Origin of the sequence: Psychrobacter sp. CMS30 (genome assembly GCF_904846565.1) — a bacterium.
Lineage (GTDB): Bacteria > Pseudomonadota > Gammaproteobacteria > Pseudomonadales > Moraxellaceae > Psychrobacter > Psychrobacter maritimus.
The window spans coordinates 23574-49385 of the sequence record NZ_CAJHBF010000018.1 but is presented as its reverse complement, the minus strand read 5'-3'; the positions used below and the strand labels follow the sequence as shown (position 1 = coordinate 49385).

Annotated in this window: 19 protein-coding genes and 3 tRNA genes; 11 read left to right on the top strand and 11 right to left on the bottom strand. The window is 44.0% G+C overall.

Annotated elements, in window-relative coordinates; all coding sequences use genetic code 11:
* Nucleotides 1-475: 475 nt before the first annotated feature.
* The 4 genes from JMX94_RS10085 to JMX94_RS10070 form a co-directional block, all read right to left on the bottom strand.
* On the bottom strand, nt 476-2119 hold the full coding sequence (locus JMX94_RS10085; protein ID WP_201565216.1) for a GMC family oxidoreductase: 1644 nt from the start codon (nt 2117-2119) through the stop codon (nt 476-478).
* 231 nt (nt 2120-2350) lie between these two features.
* Complete coding sequence (locus JMX94_RS10080) at nt 2351-2677, bottom strand: DUF779 domain-containing protein (protein ID WP_201565215.1); 327 nt, start codon at nt 2675-2677, stop codon at nt 2351-2353.
* Between the two features lie 210 nt (nt 2678-2887).
* Nucleotides 2888-3916: an alcohol dehydrogenase AdhP gene (adhP, locus tag JMX94_RS10075; RefSeq protein WP_265088955.1), complete on the bottom strand. Its 1029-nt coding sequence runs from the start codon at nt 3914-3916 to the stop codon at nt 2888-2890.
* 111 nt (nt 3917-4027) lie between these two features.
* Nucleotides 4028-5554 carry an aldehyde dehydrogenase family protein gene (locus JMX94_RS10070; RefSeq protein ID WP_201565214.1) on the bottom strand — a complete coding sequence of 509 codons (1527 nt, stop codon included), beginning with the start codon at nt 5552-5554 and terminating at the stop codon, nt 4028-4030.
* Between the two features lie 274 nt (nt 5555-5828).
* On the opposite strand from JMX94_RS10070, the gene JMX94_RS10065 reads away from it, so the two are divergent.
* From JMX94_RS10065 to JMX94_RS10050, 4 genes are all read left to right on the top strand, one after another.
* Nucleotides 5829-7760, top strand: a complete 1932-nt coding sequence (locus tag JMX94_RS10065; RefSeq protein ID WP_201565213.1) for an AAA family ATPase — start codon at nt 5829-5831, stop codon at nt 7758-7760.
* A 161-nt stretch (nt 7761-7921) separates the two neighbouring features.
* A complete protein-coding gene (locus tag JMX94_RS10060) occupies nt 7922-9094 on the top strand; it encodes a type I glyceraldehyde-3-phosphate dehydrogenase (protein WP_227673601.1) in 1173 nt (390 codons plus the stop codon).
* A gap of 155 nt (nt 9095-9249) precedes the next feature.
* Nucleotides 9250-9340: transfer RNA gene (locus JMX94_RS10055), tRNA-Ser, on the top strand.
* Nucleotides 9341-9602: 262 nt separating this feature from the next.
* On the top strand, nt 9603-10394 hold the full coding sequence (locus JMX94_RS10050) for a hypothetical protein (RefSeq protein ID WP_201565236.1): 792 nt from the start codon (nt 9603-9605) through the stop codon (nt 10392-10394).
* A gap of 106 nt (nt 10395-10500) precedes the next feature.
* On the opposite strand, the gene JMX94_RS10045 is transcribed toward JMX94_RS10050, so the two are convergent.
* From JMX94_RS10045 to JMX94_RS10035, 3 genes are all read right to left on the bottom strand, one after another.
* Nucleotides 10501-11244 carry a hypothetical protein gene (locus tag JMX94_RS10045; protein WP_201565212.1) on the bottom strand — a complete coding sequence of 248 codons (744 nt, stop codon included), beginning with the start codon at nt 11242-11244 and terminating at the stop codon, nt 10501-10503.
* Between the two features lie 237 nt (nt 11245-11481).
* Entirely contained in the window at nt 11482-11817 is a 336-nt protein-coding gene (locus JMX94_RS10040) for a CopG family transcriptional regulator (protein ID WP_201565211.1), read from the bottom strand.
* Nucleotides 11818-12025: 208 nt separating this feature from the next.
* A tRNA-Asn gene (locus JMX94_RS10035) sits at nt 12026-12101 on the bottom strand.
* Nucleotides 12102-12673: 572 nt separating this feature from the next.
* On the opposite strand from JMX94_RS10035, the gene JMX94_RS10030 reads away from it, so the two are divergent.
* The 5 genes from JMX94_RS10030 (at nt 12674) to JMX94_RS10010 (ending at nt 16961) form a co-directional block, all read left to right on the top strand.
* A complete protein-coding gene (locus JMX94_RS10030; RefSeq protein ID WP_271134609.1) occupies nt 12674-13018 on the top strand; it encodes a multidrug efflux SMR transporter in 345 nt (114 codons plus the stop codon).
* 174 nt (nt 13019-13192) lie between these two features.
* A complete protein-coding gene (locus JMX94_RS10025; RefSeq protein ID WP_201565210.1) occupies nt 13193-13681 on the top strand; it encodes a M48 family metallopeptidase in 489 nt (162 codons plus the stop codon).
* A gap of 83 nt (nt 13682-13764) precedes the next feature.
* The gene (locus JMX94_RS10020; RefSeq protein WP_201565209.1) at nt 13765-14967 is read left to right on the top strand and encodes a saccharopine dehydrogenase family protein; all 1203 of its coding nucleotides are present in this window, start codon (nt 13765-13767) and stop codon (nt 14965-14967) included.
* 95 nt (nt 14968-15062) lie between these two features.
* On the top strand, nt 15063-16007 hold the full coding sequence (locus JMX94_RS10015) for a DMT family transporter (protein ID WP_201565208.1): 945 nt from the start codon (nt 15063-15065) through the stop codon (nt 16005-16007).
* 117 nt (nt 16008-16124) lie between these two features.
* Nucleotides 16125-16961 (top strand): sterol desaturase family protein, encoded by an 837-nt coding sequence (locus JMX94_RS10010; RefSeq protein WP_201565207.1) that lies wholly within the window; start codon nt 16125-16127, stop codon nt 16959-16961.
* Nucleotides 16962-16995: 34 nt separating this feature from the next.
* Here JMX94_RS10010 and JMX94_RS10005 read toward each other — a convergent pair whose 3' ends face one another.
* Nucleotides 16996-17748, bottom strand: a complete 753-nt coding sequence (locus JMX94_RS10005; protein ID WP_201565206.1) for a type 1 glutamine amidotransferase — start codon at nt 17746-17748, stop codon at nt 16996-16998.
* A 211-nt stretch (nt 17749-17959) separates the two neighbouring features.
* Between JMX94_RS10005 and JMX94_RS10000 the strand changes: the two genes are divergently transcribed.
* A tRNA-Val gene (locus JMX94_RS10000) sits at nt 17960-18036 on the top strand.
* Between the two features lie 364 nt (nt 18037-18400).
* Nucleotides 18401-19378: a glutathione S-transferase family protein gene (locus JMX94_RS09995; RefSeq protein WP_201565205.1), complete on the top strand. Its 978-nt coding sequence runs from the start codon at nt 18401-18403 to the stop codon at nt 19376-19378.
* A gap of 97 nt (nt 19379-19475) precedes the next feature.
* Here the strand turns inward: JMX94_RS09995 and hemB are convergent, their stop codons facing one another.
* The 3 genes from hemB to JMX94_RS09980 all read right to left on the bottom strand — a co-directional run bounded on the left by hemB (nt 19476) and on the right by JMX94_RS09980 (nt 25796).
* The gene (gene hemB / locus JMX94_RS09990; protein WP_201565204.1) at nt 19476-20483 is read right to left on the bottom strand and encodes a porphobilinogen synthase; all 1008 of its coding nucleotides are present in this window, start codon (nt 20481-20483) and stop codon (nt 19476-19478) included.
* A 256-nt stretch (nt 20484-20739) separates the two neighbouring features.
* A complete protein-coding gene (locus JMX94_RS09985) occupies nt 20740-22551 on the bottom strand; it encodes an efflux transporter outer membrane subunit (RefSeq protein WP_201565203.1) in 1812 nt (603 codons plus the stop codon).
* Nucleotides 22548-25796 carry an efflux RND transporter permease subunit gene (locus tag JMX94_RS09980; protein WP_201565202.1) on the bottom strand — a complete coding sequence of 1083 codons (3249 nt, stop codon included), beginning with the start codon at nt 25794-25796 and terminating at the stop codon, nt 22548-22550. The genes JMX94_RS09985 and JMX94_RS09980 overlap by 4 nt, the downstream gene beginning before the upstream one ends.
* Nucleotides 25797-25812: the final 16 nt, after the last annotated feature.

The following is a 25812-nucleotide window of genomic DNA, read 5'->3' as shown; positions in this document are numbered from 1 at the left end:
TGCTTGACGTCCTTTTAATTCCCTTTAAAGCAATTGTTTATATCGTATTATTGATAAGCAAATAAAAAAATGCGTCAGGTTCTATAAACCGTCAGTCAGGTTTGCAAAAAATACTGATATAAATAAGTCGTTTAAATATACTCTGTTAAACACTGCTAATGCAAGGCATCTATAAACTAATTTTGATAGAAAACGTTTCGTTTTAATATCTTTATTGCCGAATTTATTATTTGCCATTGAGTTCAGTAAGTTAGTACATCTTATCGATTTTTTTCGGTATTCTAAAAACCAGAACATAGACTGTTAATATAAAATTGCCTAAATAAGTTCTAAAGATAGCAACGAAAAAATATGAGCCACATTCTTATACCATCAGCTTATTCTCATTTTATTGAATATAAAGTTTTGAATAGATAAGCTTGTTAAAGAAAAGCAGCCATAATAAGCTGCTTATCCCATTCCATCCTAACGTATTTTATGACGCGGCTAGCTCAATATGATGATGGTTGGCTTTAATAAGGTCGGCCAATTTTTCAGCAATCATAATCGTTGGCGCATTGGTATTGGCGCTAATCAAGGTCGGCATCACAGACGCATCAATAACCCGTAATCCACTGACGCCGCGTACTTTTAATTCTAAGTCGACCACTGATTTGTCATCTGAACCCATACGACAAGTACCGACCGGATGATAGATGGTATCTGACTTATTGCGGATATAGCCGAGCATACCGTCTTTTTCAATATAAGGGGCAGGGTAATCTTCGGTGATATATTTGGCGATGGGCGATTCTTGCATGATGGCGCGCGTACGCTCAGCACCGGCCACCATATACTCTACGTCTTTTGGGTGTGAGAGATAGTTTGGATCAATCAATACCGCAGCTGATGGGTCAGCAGAATCAAGCCTAACGGTGCCGCGGCTTTCAGGGCGCAGATAGCAGCTATGACAAGAGACGGCAAAGCCGCGTCTAAGATCACGACCATGCTCAATCACGCGCGATATGACAAAATGCAGCTGAGTATTTGGCCAGTCTTTTGGGTCCTCACCGACACTAAAAAACGCGCCCGCTTCAGCATAGTTGGTAGACAAGAGGCCCGTGCCATCCTTTCTCCACTGGCGAATGCTTTTGGTTAAGGTTGAAATGCTTGCCATGCCAATACCGATGACATCAGTGGTATTAACCTTATAATCAAAGACCACGTCTAAATGGTCTTGCAGGTTACCGCCAACCTCGGGCGCATCGACTAAGACTTCGATATCATGTGACTGCAAATGCTCAGCAGGACCAATACCTGATAACATCAGGACTTTGGGTGAGCCAAAAGCGCCACCTGATAAAATCACTTCATGGTTTGCCATCACCGTATGCTCGACGCCATCTTTTTCATAAGCGACGCCAACCGCTCGTTTGTCTTCAAAGATGACGCGGTTGGCTTGGGCGTGGGTAATGACGGTCAGATTGGGTCGGCTTTGAACTGGATGCAAATAAGCGGCCGCCGCAGAGCAGCGTTGACCTTGTTTTTCGCCATGAAAATGGGTGACTTGATATAAGCCTGCACCGTCTTGTTTTTTGCCATTAAAGTCATCATTTTGATCTAAACCATTGGCAACGGCAGCTTCTACAAATGCTTTTGATATCTCACGCGGACTCAGTAAGTCACTGACGTGCAAAGGTCCACTATCACCATGCAGCTCATCTGCGCCATGGATATTGTTTTCAGCTTTGATAAAGTAGGGCAGTACATCGTCAAAACCCCAACCTTCGCAGCCTTGCTCAACCCAGCTCTCATAGTCTAAGGCACTGCCACGGGTATAAATCATGGCATTAATCGCGGATGAGCCACCCAAGCATTGACCACGTGGTTGGAAGCCGCGCCGGTTATTCAGATGCGCTTGCGGGGTAGTATGAAAGCACCAATTGTTCAATTTTAGCGGCTTGCCTGGGACTAGGAGAATCAAACCTGCAGGGACACGAACCGCAAGGTCTTTGCCTTCGCCGCCATATTCTAATAGGCAGACACTGATGTCTGGATTTTCTGTCAGCCGGCTGGCAAGCACGCAGCCTGCAGAACCGCCACCCACGATGACGTAATCAAACTTTGGATCAACTTCCATGTTATCTTCCTTATAGCATCCATGCTTATTAAAACGCGCTCATTAAAGCGAGCTTCTAAAATCGCTTCCGCCTTACAGTATCTATTATTTTGCTCAAATAATGCAATAAAAATGACCAAGTGGTATTTGGCAAAGTTGTATTGCTCAAAGTGTTATGAAAAACTCAATGTCCAATAAGACATAAAATGCGCTGATATGAGACTTATAGCTTATTGTGAATAAAGTCGCATTTTATAGCGCACATACTTCTGAGCGCACAATAAAGCGCTTACCTTCAGGTATCTCAAGCGAAAAACTGGCCCCGCGTCCATCGACCACATCGATGGTCAAATCGGTATGTTGCCAAAGTTTATGCTGCGCTTTACCCATATAAAAAGGACAGCCAGCGAGCTCGCCGATGAGCACGTCTTGGCCGCCCACTTTAAACTCGCCCAATGGATAACACATGGGTGAGCTACCATCGCAGCAGCCGCCCGATTGATGGAACATCAGATCGCCATGTTTAGATTTGAGTAATTCGATTAATGCTTTGCAGGATTCTGTCGCTTTAAGTTTCATGTCATACTCCTTATCTTCAAAATTATCACGGAATTACTGTCATGCTGATTACGAATATAAGCTGAGGGCGAATATAAAAGGCCGCATCATCATCACTCACATCATTAATAGCATGTGGCTGAAAACGATACGACCTGTTATTTGTGACCAAACGTCGTAATTATCGAGATAATTTCTAAAAAATAAAAATGTCTCAAGTAATTGACATGTCTACATAGAGTAATCAATGACGATGCGACCCTCAATCTTACCATCACGCATACGATCAAGAATGTCATTGATGTTTTCAAGTGGCTCAGCAGCGACAGTCGCTTTTACTTGACCTGCCGCTGCCATGTCGAGTGATTCTTGTAAGTCGAGACGGGTACCAACGATTGAGCCACGAATGGTAATACCGTTTAGAACGGTATCAAAGATAGAGACAGGGAAGTCACCCGTTGGTAGACCATTACAGACCAAAGTACCACCGCGTCGTAACATGCCTAAGGCTTGGTCAAATGCTTTAGAAGATACTGCTGTCACGAGCGCACCATGAGCACCACCGATTTCTGTTTGTAGATATTCGGCAGGGTCGGTATTTTTTGCGTTGACCGTGACTTTTGCGCCCAGTCTTTTAGCAAAATCGAGCTTTTCATCATCTATATCAACAGCAGCAACGTTCAGTCCCATAGCAATAGCGTACTGTACCGCCATGTGACCAAGTCCGCCGATTCCTGAAATAACGACCCAATCACCTGGTTTGGTGTCAGTCATTTTCAGACCTTTATAAACAGTGACTCCTGCACATAAAACTGGTGCAATCTCAACAGAGTCAACGTTCTCAGGGATAATGCCGACATAGTTTGCATCTGCTAGGACGTATTCTGCAAAACTACCATTTACTGAGTAGCCAGAGTTCTTTTGACTTAGGCACAAGGTTTCCCAGCCACCTAAACAATGGGTGCAGTGACCACAGGCAGAGTAGAGCCAAGGCACACCAACTCTATCGCCCTCTTTGACATGATGAACGTTGTCACCCACAGCAGTAATAAGACCTACGCCTTCGTGTCCCGGGATAAATGGTGGGCTTGGTTTTACAGGCCAATCACCTTCGACAGCGTGCAGGTCAGTATGACAAACCCCTGAAGCCTGCATTTTAACCACAATCTGACCAGCACCGGGGGTCGGAATATCTACTTCTTCAATCTGTAATGGTTGTCCGAATTCATGTAAAACGGCCGCTTTCATCTTATTAGTCACGTTACTTTCTCCTTATTACTGCCTTTTAAGTCGATATGCTCAGAGAGCACCAACTAGGCACTTTATAATTATTTATAAAGTGCCTTTAAAAAACTGAATTGAAAGACTGATTTAAAAGAAGCCCATCGCTTTAGGACTATAGGATACCAGCATGTTTTTGGTTTGCTGATAGTGATCGAGCATCATTAAATGGTTTTCGCGGCCGATACCAGATTGTTTGTAACCGCCAAACGCTGAATGCGCAGGATATAAATGATAACAGTTGGTCCAAACGCGACCGGCTTTAATGCCGCGACCGAAACGATAAGCGCGCGTACCATTACGCGTCCAGACGCCAGCACCAAGACCGTATAAAGTGTCATTAGCAAGAGTCAGCGCTTCTTCATCGTCTTTAAAGGTGGTGACAGCTAGCACAGGACCAAAGATCTCTTCTTGGAACACGCGCATATCATTGGTGCCCTCAAAGATGGTTGGCTGTACATAATAACCGTTTGCCATGTCGCCATCGTGTTTGGCAAGCTCACCGCCGACAAGGACTTTCGCGCCTTCTTTTTTACCGATATCGAGATAAGAGAGGATTTTTTCTAACTGATCTGAGCTTGCTTGCGCGCCTATCATGGTATCGGTATCAAGTGGGTTGCCCATTTTGATAGCTTTTACGCGAGCGATACAGCGTTTCATAAATTCATCATAGATGCTTTCGTGTACGAGGGCGCGTGATGGGCAAGTACAAACTTCTCCTTGGTTGAGCGCAAACATGACCAAGCCTTCAACCGCTTTATCTAAGAAGTCATCGTCTTCATCCATGATGTCAGCAAAGAAGATGTTTGGACTTTTGCCACCCAACTCTAGCGTGACTGGAATGATATTTTCACTGGCGTATTGCATGATTAAGCGACCAGTGGTCGTCTCACCCGTAAACGAAACTTTATCGATACGTGGGTTAGAAGCAATTGGCTTACCGGCTTCAACACCAAAGCCATTAATGACGTTTAGTACGCCTTTCGGTAAAATGTCCGCCGCGCCTATGACGTCAAGCATGTACAAAACAGAAGCAGGCGTTTGCTCGGCAGGCTTGAGGACGATACAGTTCCCAGCGGCAAGGGCTGGGGCAATTTTCCAAATCGCCATTAGAATAGGGAAGTTCCAAGGAATGATTTGACCGACGACGCCAAGCGGCTCATGGAAATGATAGGCGACCGTGTCTTCATCAATTTGGCTAATGCCGCCTTCTTGTGCACGAATAACGCCAGCGAAGTAACGCAAATGGTCGATGGCGATTGGAATATCAGCAGCGAGGGTCTCACGTACGGGTTTACCGTTTTCATAACTTTCGGCGATAGCGATTGCTTCTAAATTGGCTTCGATACCGGCGGCAAGTTTGAGCAACATATTAGAGCGTTCAGTGACACTGGTTTTGCCCCATGCGTCTTTTGCAGCATGAGCAGCATCTAGCGCCGCTTCGACATCGGCTTCTTTTGAGCGTGCGACCTGACAAAAAACTTTACCGTCTATTGGACTTGAGTTGTCAAAGTATTCGCCATCGACTGGCGCGACCCACTCACCATTGATAAAGTTGTCATATTTTTTGCGGAATTGAACGGGGCTGTTTTCAGTATTGGGATAGGCGTATAACATGAACGATTCCTTGTTGTGTACTATGATTATATAGATAAACATACCTGGTCTTCCTGACCAAGCTATGACTCTATCGTACTGAGCTTTGGCTTTGAGCGATAATGACTTTTTATAATGATATATTTCGTATCATATAACTTTAGGTTATGTAAGCTTGACGGGTTAAAGTGGTTCGCAAAACTGGCGTAGCTGTTATAATTGTGGGCAGCTTGTCCCTCATAATTTGTTCTTAAGCTCTTTTTCTTATTACTATTAACTAAATTGGTTTAGATATATGCGTCAATCTTCTGCTCTTGATATCTTAAAAACGGGTCAAAATGTATTTTTGACGGGCTCAGCAGGTTCAGGTAAGACTTATACTCTCAACCAATATATTGACTATTTGCGCGCGCGCCGTGTTCCTGTGGCTGTGACCGCGAGTACGGGTATTGCTGCCACACACATGAACGGTACGACCATTCATAGTTGGTCGGGCATTGGTATCAAGGATGAGCTGACTGATCGTGATTTAAGCAATCTATCGCGCAAGCAATTTTTGGCAGATAGATTAAAAGATACTGCGGTATTGATTATCGATGAGATATCGATGCTGCACGCCAAGCAGATTAATTTGGTCAGCCAAGTGCTTAAGCATGTACGCAAAAATGATGCAGCGTTTGGTGGTATTCAAGTCGTCGTTGCAGGCGACTTTTTCCAGTTGCCACCGATTGGTAGCAAGGGCGAGACCAATCGTGAGAAGTTTGCCTTTATGTCGGAAGCATGGCTTGATGCTAAGTTCCATATTTGCTACTTGTCTGAGCAACATCGTCAAGTAAGCGAAGCGGCGAATGGCGGACTTGATTTAGACGATATTCTCAATCAAATCCGCCGTCAAGAAGTGACTTTTGAGGCGATTGCTGCCTTAGAGGCCACCTTTGATCAAAACGTCGATATCAAACGTACCCGTTTGTATACCCATAATCTCAACGTTAATAGTATCAATGATAAAGAGCTTGCCGCGTTAGATGGCGAGATGATGCGTTTTACCGCCACCTCTACGGGTGATAGTAAACTGGTTGAGACCCTTAAAAAGACCGTCCGTACCCAAGATGATTTGGTATTAAAAGTCGGTGCTAAGGTGATGTTTATCAAAAACAATACCGAGCTTGGCGTCTCTAACGGCACCATGGGTGAGCTGATAGGCTTTGCTGCGGTAAAAATTAATGATGATAAAGACAATAATGATGATTTGATAGAAGACGATAGTGAAAGCATTGAAAGTGATACTGATAAGAATATAAAAGGCAAAGGTAAAAAGACCACCAAGGATAAAGAGAAACCAAAAGTTAAAAAACCAACGACGCAAAAGATGCCCGTGGTTAGGCTAAATTCCGGTCGTGAAGTTATTGCCGAGCCGGAAGAATGGATTATCGAAGATGAGACTGGTGACGTGCTGGCAAGCTACGAGCAAGTGCCCTTATGTCTGGCGTGGGCAATTACCATTCATAAATCACAAGGTATGACCCTTGATGCAGCAGAGATTGATTTATCGCGCACCTTTGAGCTAGGACAAGGTTATGTGGCATTATCACGGCTAAAGTCGCTGGCAGGTTTGCAGCTGCTTGGTATGAATGATATGAGTTTGCAGCTTGATCCGCTGGCACGCGGCGCAGATAAGCGCTTTTTAGCATTGTCTGATGAGGCTGATGCCAATTATGCGATGCTCGATGAAGAAAGTATGACGCAGGCACATGAGAAGTTTATCTTAAAGTCAGGTGGAACGCTTAACAAATCAGTGATTGATGCTTATGCCAATTTGCAGAAAAAACGCCGCGAGCAACAGCAAGCGCAGCTCGATAAAAAACAAAAACTCGGCAATCAAGTATCTGATAAGTCGGACAGTACCTTGCTCGCCACCCGAATATTATTAGAAGAAAGCTTATCTATTGCGGAGATTTCGCAAGCGCGTCAGCTATCACAATCGACCATTATGCGTCATATTGGCGAGCTAAAATCTCAAGACCCAAGCCTTGCTTGTGATCATTTGCGCCCAGACGATGAAGTGATGACGGCAGTGGGTAACGCTTATGTGGCGATTAAAGTCGCCAACAATCCAAACGACTTTAATGATGATGGTAGTATTAAGCTGCGCCCAATCTTTGACCATCTTAAGCAAAGCATCGATTACAACACCATTCGTTTGGCTTTGATTTTTATTACGCCTTAGTAAGCCAACTGAGCCAATAAATCATGGTTAAGCCATTTGTATAAAAGCCAATGATAAGAAGTCGGTCATAGTAGTCTGTTGGTTTTTTCATGAGAGCATTGAGCTTGCAGCGCTCAATTTTTTATATCCCTTTATAGCGATACACCTTTATGTCTGATGTTATGCCTGATTTTTCTAGCGCCACTTATCAATTGACGTCTGACCCAGCGGTAGTCGCATATCCTACCACTGGCGAGCACACACAGCCTCTGAGAGTCGCTATTAATGGCTTTGGTCGCATAGGGCGCAATGTACTTCGCGCCTTACTAGAGCGCTTTGAGGTATTAGGTCGTGCCATTCATGTGGTGGCGATTAATGATTTGGCACCGGCTGACATTCTGCTGCATTTACTTAAATTTGACAGTACCCACGGTCGCTTAACCCGACTGGGTGTCAGCGCTGATATTGTAATGAGTGACGTCGATGCTGGTAAAGATGATAGCAATACGACTGTTAATACAGACACTCAGCTGTGTCTAACGAAAAACAATTTAACGTATTGTATTAAGATGCTCTCAGAGCCCGACCCAAAAAACCTACCATGGCAGGAACTGGGCGTCGATGTGGTGCTAGAGTGTACGGGGCACTTTCGCTCTTATGAGCAAGCGCAATTGCATATTGTGGCGGGCGCGCAGCAAGTCATCATCGGTGCCGCACCCTTTGATGATGTCGATGCCTGTATCGTTATGGGCGTCAATACTGATGAGCTCACGCGTGAGCTGCCGATTATATCGAGCGTTTCTTGTACCACGCAGGCATTGGTGCCGCTGATTGCTACCCTTGATAAAGTGTTTGGCGTCAAGTCAGCGATGATGACGGAGATTCATGCCGTCACTGCTGATCAGACCGTACTCGATCAAGCGCATCGTGACCCAAGGCGGGCGCGGGCATCTGGTCACAATATTATTCCTACGACTTCCAGCAGTATCGCGGCCACTGAGCGCGTATTGCCAGCGATGGTCGGCAAAATAAACGGCCATTCAATCAGAGTGCCGACCATCGATGTTGCCGCTATTGATGTGACTTTTGTCTTTGATACCCCTGATGTCAGTATAGAAGCAGTTCGTGATGTGCTTAAAACGGCTAGCATAGGTCATTTGCTTGATATCATGGCCTATACCGATGAGCCATTGGTCTCAAGTGATTTTATCCATCAAACGGAGTCACTGATTATTGATGGGCAACAGCTTATGCACGTAGGCGACCAGTATAAAGTTTTTGCGTGGTATGATAACGAATGGGGATATGCCAACAGGTTGCTTGATATGTGCTTGCACTTAGCTTCAAGTAAATAAAATAGCTTAAAGTAAATAGTTTAAGCTAAAGAGCTGAATAAATAGTTGCGAGCAAACGGTAAGTCATTGATTTAAAACCAGCCGCAAATTAATTTCATTTTTTTAATATGAACCGCTTGCATTATCTAATGATATCTATATAATGATGCACCAATGGAGACGTGGCAGAGCGGTTGAATGCACCGGTCTTGAAAACCGACAAGGGTTCATAGCCCTTCGAGAGTTCGAATCTCTCCGTCTCCGCCAAATTCGAAAAAGCCCCAATCAGCAATTGATTGGGGCTTTTTTTATGTCTAAAAAATAGTTATGACGTAAAAGGCAGTGAAGATAATAGGGTATAGCTAAGTTTGAGACTAAAGACTTATATTGATAAGAATGTTTATATATTACAAAAAATGAATTTAAAGGAATTAAATAATTAGTATATATTTACTTTATTGAATATAATCTAGTTGTAGTTCAATGTAATTCCTACAACCTCGTCGTTAAATAACCTGAGGATAGTCTAATGAATAAACTAGCGTTGTATCTCTTAGCTGCTACTGCCCTTTTAGGTTGCGGTAGTGATGACTCTAATCCGACACCGACACCGACACCAACACCAACACCAACACCGACACCAACACCGACACCAACAGTCAAGCTAACTTCAGGTTTTTATACAGGGACTGATAGTGAACCGGAGGTTTTAGATGGTTTGGTCGATGATGAGGGTAAATTATGGGTAACCTACATCGAAGTTGATTCTATGAGTGGAGACGAGGAAGCAATAGGGTTTGTTAAAAGTAATAATCCAGTATTACTTAGCAATAGTAAGTTCAAAATTCCAGCAAAAAACTATTCGTTTGATAACCGTCCTTCTCGTGATATTGAGGTTACAGGAGACTATCAAGCAGGAACTATCAATGGTAAATTAATCGAACTCCCTTCAAATCAAATAAGCTATGAATTAAAATTAGACACATTATCATTTAAAAAGCATACTTTTAATCAGATTAACAATAAGACATTTACAGGTCCGTTATATGTGACAGGCGGTATAAACAATACTGCAAAAATCACTTTTACTACCAATGGTAATTTTACGGGTAGCGATAGTAAAGGTTGTAATATGACAGGTAAATTTACCCCAGCTGCTTCAGAGCGATACTATGTAAGCACCGTAACTTTTAGTCAAATCAGCTGTGCTGCTGCCGGAGAAACTCTGACAGGGAATGCAATATTAGATGATGATGACAAAAATTTACTGCTTCGTGCTGCCAATGGCAGTGGTTCTATAGGGATGTCTTTTGGTGAATGATATCAGTAATCAATGAATGCTATTAGAGTGAATTCAAAAAGCCCCAATCCATTACTGATTGGGGCTTTTTTTATGCGATATTTTTACAAGTTTTATAAACATCGTCTTATTTTTCTAGCAATTCATTAAACTCAATTTCCTGCCCATCCACTAATACCAGCTTACCTTTGCTAATTTCGATGCTTATCCCTGTGTTATTTTTAATCGCCCGCATGACATTGATGTCTTCAATGCTGCTTTCAATAATTATTTTGCCAGATTGCTCCGGCTCGATTGGTGGTTTGAACTGCGTTAACGGCACATTAAAGGTTTTACTTTTGGTTAAATGCTTCTCTTTCATGGTGAGCTTACCTTTAAAGCTTTTAATCGCCACCTTGCCGTGGTTTGAGAGCATAAACTGTAGCTTCACTTGGTTTAAGCTATCGCTATCACTGGTCTTAACTGGCAGTAAGGCAACAGGGTAGTTTTGCGCTTTGGCAGTACCGACTTGCGGACTGGTCACAATCGGGCTTTTCTTACCGGTTGGGTTATTTGGATGCAGGCGCTCATATTCACGCTGTTGGACGAGTGCTTGCTTGATGGTGATACGAGGCATCGCCCCAGATTCATAAGCACCACTGAGCTTCATGCGCAGCATATAGCGGCTTAGCAGCTGCCTATCATCTTCAGGCAAACGCTCAAAGGTATCGCCCAGCTTTTTTTGCCACTGGTCAGAGTTGGTCGGTATGGTCTGTTTACTGGGATCGGCGGGCGGCTGTGAGCAGCCATTGATAACAGGCAGCATCGCCAAGGTAAATGCCAATAATATGGCCTTTCTTAGATAGCTTGCAGGTTTATATGAACCAATCATCTTATGCCTCCTTCTCAACCCATATAAATGGTAAAGACTCTTATACTAATATAGTGCCTATGATAATTTTGTATGTTTATTTATCGCTAAAAGCCATTTGACGTTATTGGATTTATCGAGGAGGGCTTGTTTTAAGTGACAAATTAAGTGACAAATTAAGTAGCAAAAAAAAGACTAAGCGCTATTAAGCAAACTTAGTCTTCTTATTTGGTATGTATTACTAGCTCATGGCTGGCGTTATTTTTTATCTTTATCTTGCAGCTCAGACAGCGGATGGGTGATATTGTTATTATGAGTCACCACAATCGCCTCATCAATGATGCGTTGGCTGACGCCGCGCTTACGCAAACTTTCGATAAAGACTTCATCATGGGCTAGGGTGTAATCCTGATGATCGCGATCAAGACCTTGACGAATATAAAGACGAATAAGTCCTTGAATACGCTTAAAACCCAGCTCTTTTGACGTGGCTTCTAATAGCGAAATCATTTCTTCAGACAAACGAATACTGACCGGGCGCATGATTTTTTGCGGATAGTCAGAGAATTTATTTTTTACACGTACAGGTATCATAATAAACCATTATTTTTAGTGAGTAGGAGTAAAGCACTCAGACAAAAACTGACTCAGTCACTGCTAACCTTACCATACAACAAAAGTTGCTAAAAGAACACTGTCGCTGTATTAATATTGTGCGGGCTTAAGCCAATGCGATTAGCAGCTAAAAACGGCGAGCATAAAAAAACCTCCATCAAATAAGTGATGAAGGTTTTTTCAAATATGGCTCTCCAACCTGGGCTCGAACCAGGGACACACGGATTAACAGTCCGTTGCTCTACCAACTGAGCTATTGGAGAATAAGTTGTTTATAACGGTTACTATCGCAAGTTTTACAAAGGCTTTGGTAGGTGCGATTGCTTATCTTGTTTGCGTTATGTGGGGCACATTTTAGCCAAGTAGTTATGGGCTGTCAACCTTATTAGGCGATTAATTATAAATATAATTGCAATCCGTATGAAATTGAGCTTTTTTGCTTTTAAAGTGGCTGAATTATTGACTGTTTTAATAAATGACCCTGATACAGTCTATCGAACCTATATATAAAACTGACTTGCAAGAAAGGTTATGAATTTCACTTTATTAGTCAGGTTAATTAGACTATCTATTTGAAAGTAAAGTAAAACCCTGCATTACTGTAAACCTTCAAATCTCTATTTCAAGCGCTGCTATAAACCTATAAAATAGCCACCCGAGCGTTTCTTTAGCATTTTGGCTGTAATTTGCTTTACTTTAAAGCTTTTTAACTTTATCCGCGGCCATGCAATATGTTTTAACCAAGCACTTTCTAAACAATTATTTTCTAACCAGTTTTTTTTCTAACCACTCACTTTCTAAAAACCACGTTCTAACCAATATAGGTGCCTAAAATATGAGTCCAACCATGATTGCTTACGGTTACCTTGCCATCGCTATTGTTTGTGAAGTAATTGGCACTACTTTTTTAGTCAAATCAGAGCAGTTTACGCGCTTTATACCCACGCTGATTATGGCGGTGCTTTATGCGATTTCGTTCTATTTATTAACCCAAACCATAAAAACCATCCCTATCGGTATTGCTTATGCACTATGGGGCGGGCTTGGTATCGTGCTGACTTCTTTGGTAGGGCTGTTCTTCTTTAAGCAAACGCTTGATACTGCTGCTGTGATTGGTATTGCGATGATTGTTGGCGGTGTCGTGGTGATGAACTTGCTGTCTAATTCAGTGGCGCATTAAGCAGCTATTAATTGTTTACCAGCAATCATGAGTTTTTAGCCATGAAGCGTTACATTGATATATTGGCAGAAGGTGCATGGCTAATATAAAGTATATTTAGAGCAAATTTAGAATAAAAAATGTCTATCGCACAACGCTAAAGATAAAACGTCAAAGATAAAAACGGTGACCATATTGACCACATTAAAATATATCGCTCATTATTCTGAGCAGATTCAAAGTCAAGCGGCGACGCTGATTAGCACGGGCAGATTGGGCGATTATTTGGATAAAAATTACCCCAATCGCCACCAAGTACAAAGCGACAAAGCGCTATATCAGTATATTAATGACATTAAAAATCAATATATGCGCAAAAGCAGCCCGCTGTCGCAAGTGACTTATAATAGTAAACTTGCTGTCCTCAAACACGCGCTTGGCATTCATACCTATCAATCGCGCGTGCAAGGCAGTAAGCTAAAATCACATAATAGCATCACGGTGGCCAGCCTATTTAAGGAAGCGCCGCCTGAGTTTTTGCGTATGATTGTGGTGCATGAGTTGGCACATTTTAAGGAGCAAGAGCATAACAAGGCTTTTTATCAGCTCTGCTGCCATATGGAACCGGATTATCATCAGTATGAGCTCGATACCCGTTTGTGGTTGCATTGGCGGGAACGCTAATCTATCTTGGTGCTAAGCAATAGTTAGCTGAATTTTGTTTAAGCCGACTTTTAGTAAATGTAAAACTGAACAAGGACGTTTTTATGAAAGTATTGGCCATAGGTGGTAGTGGCGGCATGGGTCGTGCTGCGGTGCGTGCGGCGATGAGCTTTGATTTTGTTAGCGAGATTATCGTCGCTGGTATTGACAGTGAGCTGGCGGAGCGTTTTGTTGCCGAGTTAAATAGCAAATCGCTAAATAGAGGAAATACAGAAGCTCTTAAAAAACCTGTCCGCGCGCTTTACTTGGACGTAACAGATAACAATAGCCTACGCCAAGCGATTCGCGACGTCGATGTGGTACTCAATTCAGCAGGGCCTTTTTTTCGCTTTGGTGTACCGATTTTAACGGCGGCGATAGAGGAAGGTAAGCATTACTGTGACATTTGCGATGATTGGCAACCGACCGTCGAGATGCTTAAATTAAGTGCGCGTGCAAAACAAAATAATGTCACCGCCGTGATTGGTTTAGGCGCGAGCCCCGGTATTTCTAATTTACTGTGTGTGAAAGCGGCAACGGCGTTGGATGAAGTGGATACTATCGTGTCGGCATGGAAGCTATCGGGCGCTGTGAATGCCGATGATGGATTTAGTCGGCCGGCTAATGAGGGTCAAGTTGACGCAGCGGCAGTACATCTTATACATTGTTTATCTGAAGATATCCGCGTGTTAGCAGCTGGAAAGATGGTCGATACGAAACCATTAGCCCATTCAAAAATCGACTTCCCAAGGCTTGGTGAGCTTGATGTGTGGTCACTCGGACATCCTGAAGCGGTCACTTTAAATAGGCGCTTTCCACGGCTAAAAAACTGCTATAACGGTATGCTTGGTATCGATGATATCGTTGATAATCTGCGCCAAATTGCGTCGGCAGTAGCGGTGGGGCAAATGGCTGTTGAGGATGCAGCACGGTTATTGACTGATAAAGATAGTCGCAAAGCACGCCAAACCCATTTAGCCGAAAGCGAGGAAAAAGAGATTCCAGGCTTAATAGCCTATGCGCAAGGACGCAAAAATGGTCAACCTGCCAGCGCTGGCGCTTTTATTCGCAATACGCCCGCAGGTGGAATGGCAACGGTCACTGGAATCCCGCAAGCGCTATTTTTACCGCTGCTACATCAAGGTCATTTAAAGCAAAGCGGTGTCTTTGCGCCAGAAGAAATCATTGATCCCGATGTGTTCTTTGCTTTATTCGATACTTTTTGTGGACCACAAGGTTCCGGTTTAACAGTCCTTACCTCAAATTAAAATTTTCTAGAGCGCAGCAACAAAGCCTAATAAGGTTAAACTTCATAAGTAAAACTGGACCTAATATAATAGCCGTTTTAAGAGTAAGGTAGTTTATGAGTGGGTCAACGCAGCAAGGTATGGCTAAAGGTAAAAAAGCGTGGCTCATTCCTGTGCTGTGTCTTATCGTTGGTGGTGGATTAACCGGTATTTCGACCAATTTGGCGAAATTTGCAGGCGAGGTCGGTCTGACGCCGCTGGCATTTCTGTTTTGGTCTATCACTGGCGCGGCGTTGATTTTATTCAGTTATGCGCTTTTTCGCCATGAACTGCCGCCGTTAAGCAAACCAACATTGAGCTATTATCTAGTGGCTGCGTTAGTGAGTGTGGCAGGCTCCAATCTCATTTTCTTCTCTGCTATTCCGCATGTCGGCGCAGGTTTTGTCGCATTAATTATCTCTCTGCCGCCGCTTCTGACTTATCTGGCCGCAATCATCTTAAAAATAGAGCGCTTTACCAAGCTGCGCGCGCTTGGCGTGGTCGCTGCACTTGCCGGAGCAGGGGTGCTCGCCGCCCGTAAATTTGCTGCGCCCGATGCCAGTGTGTTTTGGATTGGGCTTGCGCTTTGCGGGCCGGTGTTACTAGCAATTGGCAATATTTATCGTACCTTATACTGGCCAGATAATCTGTCTCCAAGCGCACTTGTACCCGGTATGCTGATAGCAGCCTCCGTGTTACTTGGTTTAGTCAGTCTTATGCCGCACTTTTCACTAGCGGTGCCGATGACAGAGATATTGCCGTTAGGATTGATTGTGGTGCAGGCGTTCGTTTTCGCTGGTCAGTTTTTACTGTTATTTTTACTGCAAAAAACGGGCGGCCCAGTATTACTAAGCTTATTAGGTTCGGTCGGGGCGGTCGTCGGTGTGCCTGTCGCTATATTTTTGCAGGGAGAGAGTCCGCCAGAAGGGCTGTTTTTGGGTGCATCATTGATAGCGCTGGGTGTCGTCTTAGTCACCTATGGCGGGGTAAAAATGGCGACATCTATACCAGATAAGCGCTAAGATAGTGATATATTAATTAACTTATGTTGGTACTATTAAGTACTTATAAAGGTTCTTAATATCTTCATTTGCTTTCAATGCTTTATACTTGCAAACGTAATGTTCAATAGGTGACATATGGATGTGTTTTCGTATTGGCAAGGGTTTTATAACGACCCTTGGTTTTGGCAGTTCCCCATGGCGACCCTTGCTATTAGTACGACCGCCTTTCTAGCAGTTGCCATTCCATGGACGATAGTTGCTTGGCGCGATCCGGTATCCTTGCGTAAATATAAAATTCAACAAAAACCGTTTGAGATGAAACAGTTTTTATTACCGTCTATCGGCCGCATCATTATTAATAATATTATTTTAGCTGCGCTATTGGTGCTGGCTTGGCCGCTGTTAAAGCTGACCGGCGTGCATAATGGTGAGATGCCAGTTTGGTATATTATCATCGCCCAGTTGATTTTTTTCGTGCTGCTTGATGACTTTTTATACTATTGTATGCACCGTTATATGCATGAAAATAAATGGCTGCTAAGAAACATCCACAGTGTGCACCACCGCATTCGTAATACCTGCGGTATCAATGGCAATTATATGCACTGGGTCGAGTATTCATTGACGGCGTCGCTGACGTTAGTAGGTCCAATCATTTTAGGGGCGCACATTTATGTGGTGTGGATGTGGGTGATTTTACGTCAAATCGAAGGCGCAGATGGGCATATCGGCTACGATATACCGTGGAATCCCGCGCATTTATTACCGGTGTATGAAGGCCCTGTCTATCATGACTTTCATCATGCCAAATTTAAAGGCAATTATGCAGGGTTTTTGCCTTACCTCGATAAATACTTGGGCAAAACCCATATTCCCACTTATCTTAGTTATCTGAAAGCTAAGAAAAATGGTTTAACGCCGCTAGAAATTGAGCAAAGTGAACTTGCGGCTAAAAAGCGCAAAAGCAGCTAAACCGTTAAGCTTTTTTAGGATTAAAAGATTAGGTTTAAATGTCAGTAGTCTTTGCTATGCGATTGAGCATGGCTGCTAAGCGCGCGTTGTTATCGGCGATATACTTATCGCCAAGCGCTATTATGTCAGCCGCTGATTGTACCGTTTTAGGATAGTCGACCAGCCCTTTTTGGATAGCATGGTTGCCATTTGCTACCATTTGAACGATACTTTCTTCGGTCACTTCAAAATGACACTGCCAAGCCATTACCCAAGTACCGAGCGCTTTATGCTGCGGCGTTTGATAAAGGAAGCCTTGATTGGGCCATGCTGCTGATGTCGCTAACGGAATCGCTCCTTGTGGATATTCAAACCCATCGCCATGCCAATGAAAAACGGTAAAAGGCTGCTTTGGTAAGTCCTGTAATAAAGGATGCGCCTGAGCGTCTGTGGTTAACTGAATAGGTAGCCAACCGATTTCTTTTACGCCCGCTGGCTCTACGCTCGCCCCCAAACAATGCGCAATAAGCTGGGCACCCAAACACACCCCAAGCACTGTTTTTCCGCTATCTATACTTTGCTTAATCAGACGTTTTTCCTCTTTTAACCAAGGATGGTCGTCCTCATCATGGACGCTCATCGGCCCGCCCATTATGATTAACCAGTCAAAACTGGCGAGCGCTGGCAAGGTGTCTTTATTATAAGAGCGGGTGTAGGTAATGGTGTGCTGATGATTAACTGCCCAGTGCTTAATAAAGCTGAGGTCTTCGTAATCTGTGTGAAATAAGGCATGAATGCGTAAAGTCATGTGATGGCCTCTATTAGGAAGTTATGTTTTTATGATATTAAAAGTCTACAAGGTATGAGCTATCTTAGATAGCGGAAACTATTTAGAAACACCGGATTTTCTTAAGTGCTTCATTATAAAGCTTAAAATTAGGTATTCTCATAATAAGTCAATATTGTGATAGAAAAGGCTTGCAAAGTTTTAAAAACTTGCTAAAATGCATGACCTAAATAGGCGTATAGCTCAGTTGGTTAGAGCGCTACCTTGACATGGTAGAGGTCGCTAGTTCGAATCTAGTTACGCCTACCAGATTCGAAAGCCCCAATCTTTATGATTGGGGCTTTTTTTATGCCCGTTTTATAAGGGTTGTAGCGGAGACGGAAATTTCGTATCTGTAAGACGCTCAAATTTTATAATTCGCCTGCCTCTTAAAATAAGTTTTTTGACTTTTTCTAAAAAAATCTATCTAGATTTAATCCGCACCATAACTTTGCCTTTTAAGATAAATGCTGTTTGAGAAACAAACAAAGCTTAATGGCTGGGCAACATAGAAATGTTACTATGAGCTTTAAAGTTGAATAAATATGACGATAGCAATTATTTTATTTGCATCGTTTGATAGTTGTCATTTTTAATCACATAGATTTAAAACTAAAATAAAGCGGGGCAAGATATGGGATTGTTAGTCGACGGTCAATGGCAAGATAAATGGTATGACACCAAGGCGAGCGAAGGACGCTTTGAGCGCGAAGATGCTGGTTTTAGAAACTGGGTCACGGCTGATGGCAGCGCAGGCCCATCAGGTATCGGTGGCTTTAAAGCTGAGCCCAATCGTTACCATTTATATGTCTCGCTTGCATGTCCTTGGGCGCATCGCACCACCATTTGTCGTAAGTTAAAGGGCTTGGAGGACATGATTTCACTGTCTATAGTGCATCCCTTTATGGGCGATAAAGGTTGGACATTTGCAGAGGGCGCAGGTGTTATTGCTGATCCAATCGTCAAAGCAGACTATCTATATGAGGTTTATATTGCCGCGAAGCCTGATTATACGGGACGCGTGACAGTGCCAGTATTATGGGATAAAGAAACCAATACCATCGTCAGTAATGAATCGTCTGAGATTATTCGGATGTTTAACTCAGCCTTTGACGAAGTAGGGGCAACAGCAGTTAGTTTTTTGCCAACAGAATTGCTAGCAGAAATCGATACGGTTAATGAGTTTGTTTATTCAGCGGTCAATAACGGCGTTTATAAAGCAGGGTTTGCTACAACCGAAGCTGCTTATAAAGAAGCGGTAGTAACGTTATTTGATGCGCTAGACACGTTAGAGGCGCGTCTGGTAGACCAACGTTACTTACTAGGAAATACGATTACAGAGGCAGACTGGAGCTTATTTACCACGCTCGTGCGCTTTGATGCGGTATATGTTGGGCATTTTAAATGTAATATTCGCCGCATTGTTGATTATCCCAACCTTTGGGGCTATCTGCGTGATTTATATCAGGTGCCCGGTATCACAGAGACGGTAAGTATCGAGCATATAAAGGCGCATTATTACACCAGCCATGCCAATATCAATCCCACGCGTATTATACCCGTCGGTCCGCTGCTTGACTTTGATACAGCGCATGACCGTGCGCATTTATAAGTTTTATTGAGCTTTTAAAATAAGGCCAATAAAAAACCGTGTCAGCTAATACATAAGCTGGCGCGGTTTTTTTATATACAACGCAATTTAATGCATATTAAGCATTATTCAACTGACGAGCCGCTTCTAGGGCAAAATAAGTCAAAATTCCATCAGCGCCCGCACGGCGGAAACCTATCAAGGATTCTAAAATCACCGCATCGGTTAGCCAGCCATTTTGAATAGCAGCCATATGCATGGCATATTCGCCCGACACTTGATACGCAAAAGTCGGTACGCCAAAGGTGTTTTTGACTTCACGAATAAGGTCTAAATACGGCTGACCCGGTTTAATCATCACCATATCAGCGCCCTCGGCTATGTCCATGGCAACTTCATGCAGTGCTTCGGCGCGATTACCAAAGTCCATCTGATATTGCTTTTTATGACCGCCTTTTAAGTTGCCGGCACTACCGACGGCATCACGGAACGGACCGTAGTAAGCAGAAGCATATTTGGCAGAGTAGGCCATGATAGCGGTATTGACAAAGCCTTCGGCTTCAAAGGCATCACGCATGGCTTTGATGCGGCCATCCATCATATCACTTGGCGAGATGATATCAGCGCCAGCGCGGGCGTGGACGAGCGCTTGCTTGACCAATACTTCCACTGTTTCGTCATTGACCACATAGCCGCTGTCATCAAGCAACCCATCTTGACCATGTGAGGTATAAGGGTCTAGCGCCACATCGGTCATCACTACCATTTCTGGCACGGCATCTTTCACCGCTTTGACTGCACGTGCGCTAAGGCCGTTTTCATCATAAGCCGATTTACCATCAGGGGTTTTTAATGAATTATCAATCACGGGAAAGATGTCAATCGTGGTGACACCCTCCGCTAATAATTCTTTGGCATAATTAATCAGCAAATCAATCGATAAGCGCTCAACACCGGGCATACTAGCGATTGCTTCGCGCTTATTGTTGCCTTCTAAAACAAAGACAGGGGCGATAAAGTGCTTGGGATGCAGCTCAACTTCACGAATCATCGCGCGCACGTTATCGTTATAACGCAAGCGACGTAGGCGAGTTTCAGGGAATTGACGGTTAAAAGTATAAGTCATGAGGTTTCCTTATTTGATATTAAGCATGTGTTACTTATCAGCTTGATTAAATAAGCTGTTTTAATGCATGTTTTTTATAAAATTGGCACCGCAAAAGTGATAAAAGCGTCGTTAATATAATGTTCTATTATACCCAGCACTACTATAACCAATAGTCGCTATCGAAAGCAAAAAGCCCTACCAAGTCGGTAGGGCTGATTGTACGTATCGACTGTCAATGCGAGGGTAGTGCCCTCACAATATCTTTTATGATTGTTTAAGGCTCAACAATCTGGGTAACAGGTACTTGCTCAACACTGGTGTCGTTAAAGGTCGTCTTTTCAGTGACCACACCTACCGCCGCGTCTGTTTTGCCATCATTATTGACATCAACCACAGCGGTCGGCTTAAAAGTTGCCTTTTCTGTTGGTTGCGCCTGCTTAATCGCTTGGGCTTCTTGTGCAGAAGCCACACGAGCTGAGCTAGCCGCATCGATGGCATCGACCGCTTTTGCTTTATTGCTATTGGCAGGTAGATTGACCAATTGCACTAAGTTTTTATGCGGTACAGGAATCACCGTTGGCACGTCAAGGTTAGCGCCGCCGCCTAAGACTTGATAAAGCTCGACTTGGCTAATGATTTTTTGTAGTTCTAAGTCCAAGATACCTTGCTGCGTTGAGAACAATGAGCGCTGCGCATCAAGCACATCTAGATAGTTTGCAATACCCGCTTTAAAGCGTGCATCGGCAATCTGATAGGTCTGCTCAAAGTTATCTTGCAGACGGTATTGTGCGGCGAGCTGATCACCCAATGTTGCGCGTGTTGCCAACACATCTGATACTTCGCGGAACGCGGTTTGGATAGATTTCTCGTAGCCAGCTAGCGTCTGTTCGCGCTCAATTTTCGCCACGTCGTAATTGGCATCCAAACGACCAGCATCAAAGATAGGCACGCTAATGCTTGGGCCAAATGACCAACCGACCGAACCACTCTTAAACAGGTTATCTAAACTGCCGCTACTCAAACCTACGCTACTGGCTAGGCTGATAGACGGGAAGTAAGACGCGCGTGCTACTTCGATATTGGCACCAGCAGCTTTTAGATTGTATTCTGCTTGCAACACATCAGGACGATAGCGCAGTAACTCACTCGGTAAGCCGGCGCTAAATATCTGCTGATTTGTGATGTTACTGACCGCAGGCGTTGGAATAAGGTTGGTTGGAATCGGTCCACCTACCAAAAACTGCAAGGCATTACGCGCTTTTAAAATACTGCTCTGCGCCCTTAAGACAGCAAGTTTGGCATTTTCTAATGACGCACTGGCTTGCAAAGATGGCAATTTAGGATCAATACCTGCTTCAAAGCGTTTATCGGCAATAAATAGTGATTTCTCACGACTTTCAACCGTAGCTTCTGCCAGTTTTAATTGCGCTAAGCTATAGCTTAAGTTGGCATAGCTTTGAGCGATATTACTGATTAGGCTGATTTGGGTCGAATCTTTTGCCGCTGTCGTGGCCAAGAAATTCTGTAACGCTTGGTCTTTTAAGCTGGCAATTTTACCCCAAAAGTCTAACTCATAATTGGCCAGACCAAGATTGACGTTATAGGAGCTGTTAGGGTTTTTGTCAGTTCTGTTTTGCGCTTGGCGCGTGTAACCACCACTACCATCAATTCTAGGTAGGTCGTTAAGATCGGTGATTTGATATTGGGCGCGCGCTTTTTCAATCGCTAAGCGGGCGCTTTCAAAGTCTTTATTGTTCTCTAAACCTAACGCAATTAGACCTTTTAGGCGCTCGTCGCTATAGAAATTCTGCCAGCGTTGACCGGCGATACTTGGCTGATCAGCGCTACTCACGGTTTCTTTATCAAACGCGCCATAAGTTTGTTCGATAGGTATATTCGGCTCAGCAAGGACAGGGCGCATATCCGCTTTTGGAATGGTATTACAAGCCGCCATGCTTAACGCTAAAGCGGTCAAGCCGATTAGACGACCGCCATTTTTGCGCAGTACTGCAAGCGCCGGTTGCGCAGTGGTAGCAATGTTTGCTACCGCTGCTGAGCTTAAGGTAATGTTTTTTTGAGCACTCATTGTGTATTATCTCCAAGGCTTACAGGCTGATAACTCTCAGAAGGCATTGGGTCAGAAGGCGTTGGGTTTTGCGGGCCAGATGTGCCGTCATTGCCATCATCTCTATCGTTTGGTTTGTTGTTCTCATATTTATGCGGGAACATACTACGTACCCAAATATAGAACATCGGAATAAAGAAGATACCTAAGATAGTTGCGGTGACAACACCACCAACCACACTAGTACCGATGGCGTTTTGACTGCCCGAGCCCGGACCTGTGGCGATGAATAATGGCACAACACCGAGTCCAAAGGCAAGTGAGGTCATAATAATCGGACGCAGACGTTGACGCGCCGCTGTCATGACCGCCTCTTTTAGACTATAGCCTTCTTCTTGGTGTTCTTTTGCAAACTCAATAATCAAGATGGCGTTTTTGGCCGATAGACCAACCACCGTCAGTAGACCAACTTGCAAGTAAATATCGTTATTAAAGCCGCGTAGCCACGTAAATATCACCGCACCTAGCACCCCAAGTGGGATAACCAATAGGACAGAGAAGGGGATAGACCAGCTTTCATACAAGGCGGCTAGACATAAGAATACCACTAAGATTGACAGTGCATAAAGCATCGGCGCTTGGGCACCTGACTTTTGCTCTTCAAGTGACATACCTGTCCACTCATAGCCAACACCTTCAGGCATTTTCTCCATTATGGCTTCCATGGAGCTCATTGCTTCACCCGTACTCAAACCGGGCGCGGCACTACCTTGAATATTCATCGACGGTAAGCTGTTATAACGGGTCAGACGCGGAGAGCCTGATTGCCATTCGCTACTAGAGAAAGCATCGAATGAAATCATATCACCGCTATCGTTACGGACAAACCACTTACCGATATCATCAGGGTTGGTTCGGCTGCTTGGCTCACCTTGGACAAACACACGCTTAATACGACCGCGGTCGACGAAGTCATTGATATAGCTTGAACCCCACGCGGTAGAGATGACGCTATTGATATTACCCAATGACAAACCATAAGCAGCAGCTTGTTCTTGGTTGATATTAATTTTTAACTGCGGTGCATCTTCTTGACCGTTCGGACGGACGCCTGCGACTTTGTCATTTTGCGCCGCCATACCGAGGAGCATATTACGAGCTTCAAGTAGCCCATCATGCCCAAGGTTACCGGTGTCCTGAATCATTAAATCAAAACCACTGGCGTTACCAAGTTCGGTAATCGCGGGCGGTACAATCGCAAATACTTGGGCTTCATTTAACTGGGTAAAGAAGTAACCCATGGCACGATCGGCCACCGCTTTTGCCGTGTTTTCTGCACCGGGACGATCAGCCCAGTCAGATAAACGTACGAATGCCAGTCCCATATTTTGCCCTTGTCCAGCAAAACTGAAACCTGCAATAGTAAAGACAGAGGCAATATTATCGCCTTCTTGGGTATCATAATAATTACTGACTTTATCGAGTACATCTTGCGTTTCATCCAGCGTCGCACCAGCAGGAAGCTGAACTAAGGTAAACATAATACCTTGGTCTTCTTCTGGTAAGAACGAGCCGGGGATACGTAAGAATACCACTGCCATAATACCGATGATGGCAGCATAGCCGATTAAATATAACCATTTAAAGCGGAAGCTTTTACCAACCGAATTTTCATAGCTACGGCTGACTTTATAAAAAGAGCGGTTAAACCAACCAAAGAAGCCTTTTTTCTCTTCTGTCGAGGCTTTGTCATGGCTTTTGCTACGTTTGAGCAAGGTCACACACAGAGCAGGGGTAAAGATAAGCGCGACCAGTGCCGATAAGACCATGGCAGTAATCAAGGTGATTGAGAACTGACGATAAATCACACCAGTTGAACCACCAAAGAAGGCCATCGGTACGAATACCGCTGATAGAATCAAGGCAATACCGATAACGATTTTACTAATCTCGCGCATCGATTGTAGGGTAGCGTCTTTAATGGAAATATGAGGATCTTCTTCCAAAATACGCTCGACGTTTTCTACCACCACAATGGCGTCATCGACCAGTAGACCGATGGACAGTACCATGGCAAACATGGTTAGGACGTTGATACTAAAGCCTGCAATATAGAGTACCGCAAAGGTACCTAATAGAACCACAGGAACGGCAAGGGTCGGAATAATGGTCGCACGCCAGTTCTGTAAGAAAATAAACATGACGATAAATACCAAGACAATCGCTTCAATCAGCGTCTTGACCACTTGCTCGATAGACAAACGTACAAACGGCGTGGTGTCATAAGGGACGACTGATACCAGACCCGCTGGGAAGTTTGCTTCCAGCTCGGCCATACGTGCGCCAACCGCTTCGCGAGTTTCCAGTGCGTTTGCACCACCGGCCAATGAGATACCCAGACCAGCAGCTTCATTACCGTTATATAGTGAAATAACACTGTAGTTTTCACTACCGATTTCAACTTTTGCAACATCGCCTAAGCGAACTTTTGCGCCAGAGGTATCGGTTTTTAAGAGAATATTTTCAAATTCTTCAGGGGTTTGTAGATAGCTTTGCACCGTAACGGTAGCGTTGATAACCTGTTGGTCGGTATCAGCAGGCGCTTGTCCTAGCTGACCGGCAGACACTTGCGCGTTTTGCGAGCGCACAGCATTGACCACATCAGATGGCACCATGTTATAGCTACGTAGACGGGCAGGGTCGAGCCAAATGCGCATCGCATAAGCCGAACCAAACACCTGTACTTCACCTACGCCTTCAACACGGCTTAACTGGTCAACAACGTTTGAGTTGACATAATCGGCGATATCCGCGCGATCCATGCTGCCGTCTTCAGAAATAAAACCTTGCACCATTAAAAAGCTGCTAGAGGATTTATTGACGTTGACGCCTTGACGCTGCACCGACTCAGGTAATGAGCTCATGGCGGCTTGAAGTTTATTCTGTACCTGTACCTGCGCGGTATCAGAATCAGTACCATTTTCAAAGGTCAAGGTTACTGACGCGCCACCGTTTGACGAGCTTGATGATGACATATACATCAGACCATCAAGACCCTTCATACGTTGTTCAATAATCTGTACAACGGAATTTTCAACGGTTTGAGCGTTGGCACCAGGATAGCTTGCGCTAACCGAAATCGTTGGTGGTGCAATACGTGGATACTGCTCAATCGGCAAATTAATGACCGATATCACCCCGATGAGCATGACCAAAATAGCCATCACCCATGCAAAAATAGGGCGATTAATAAAAAAACGTGACATAGTATATCCCTAGTCT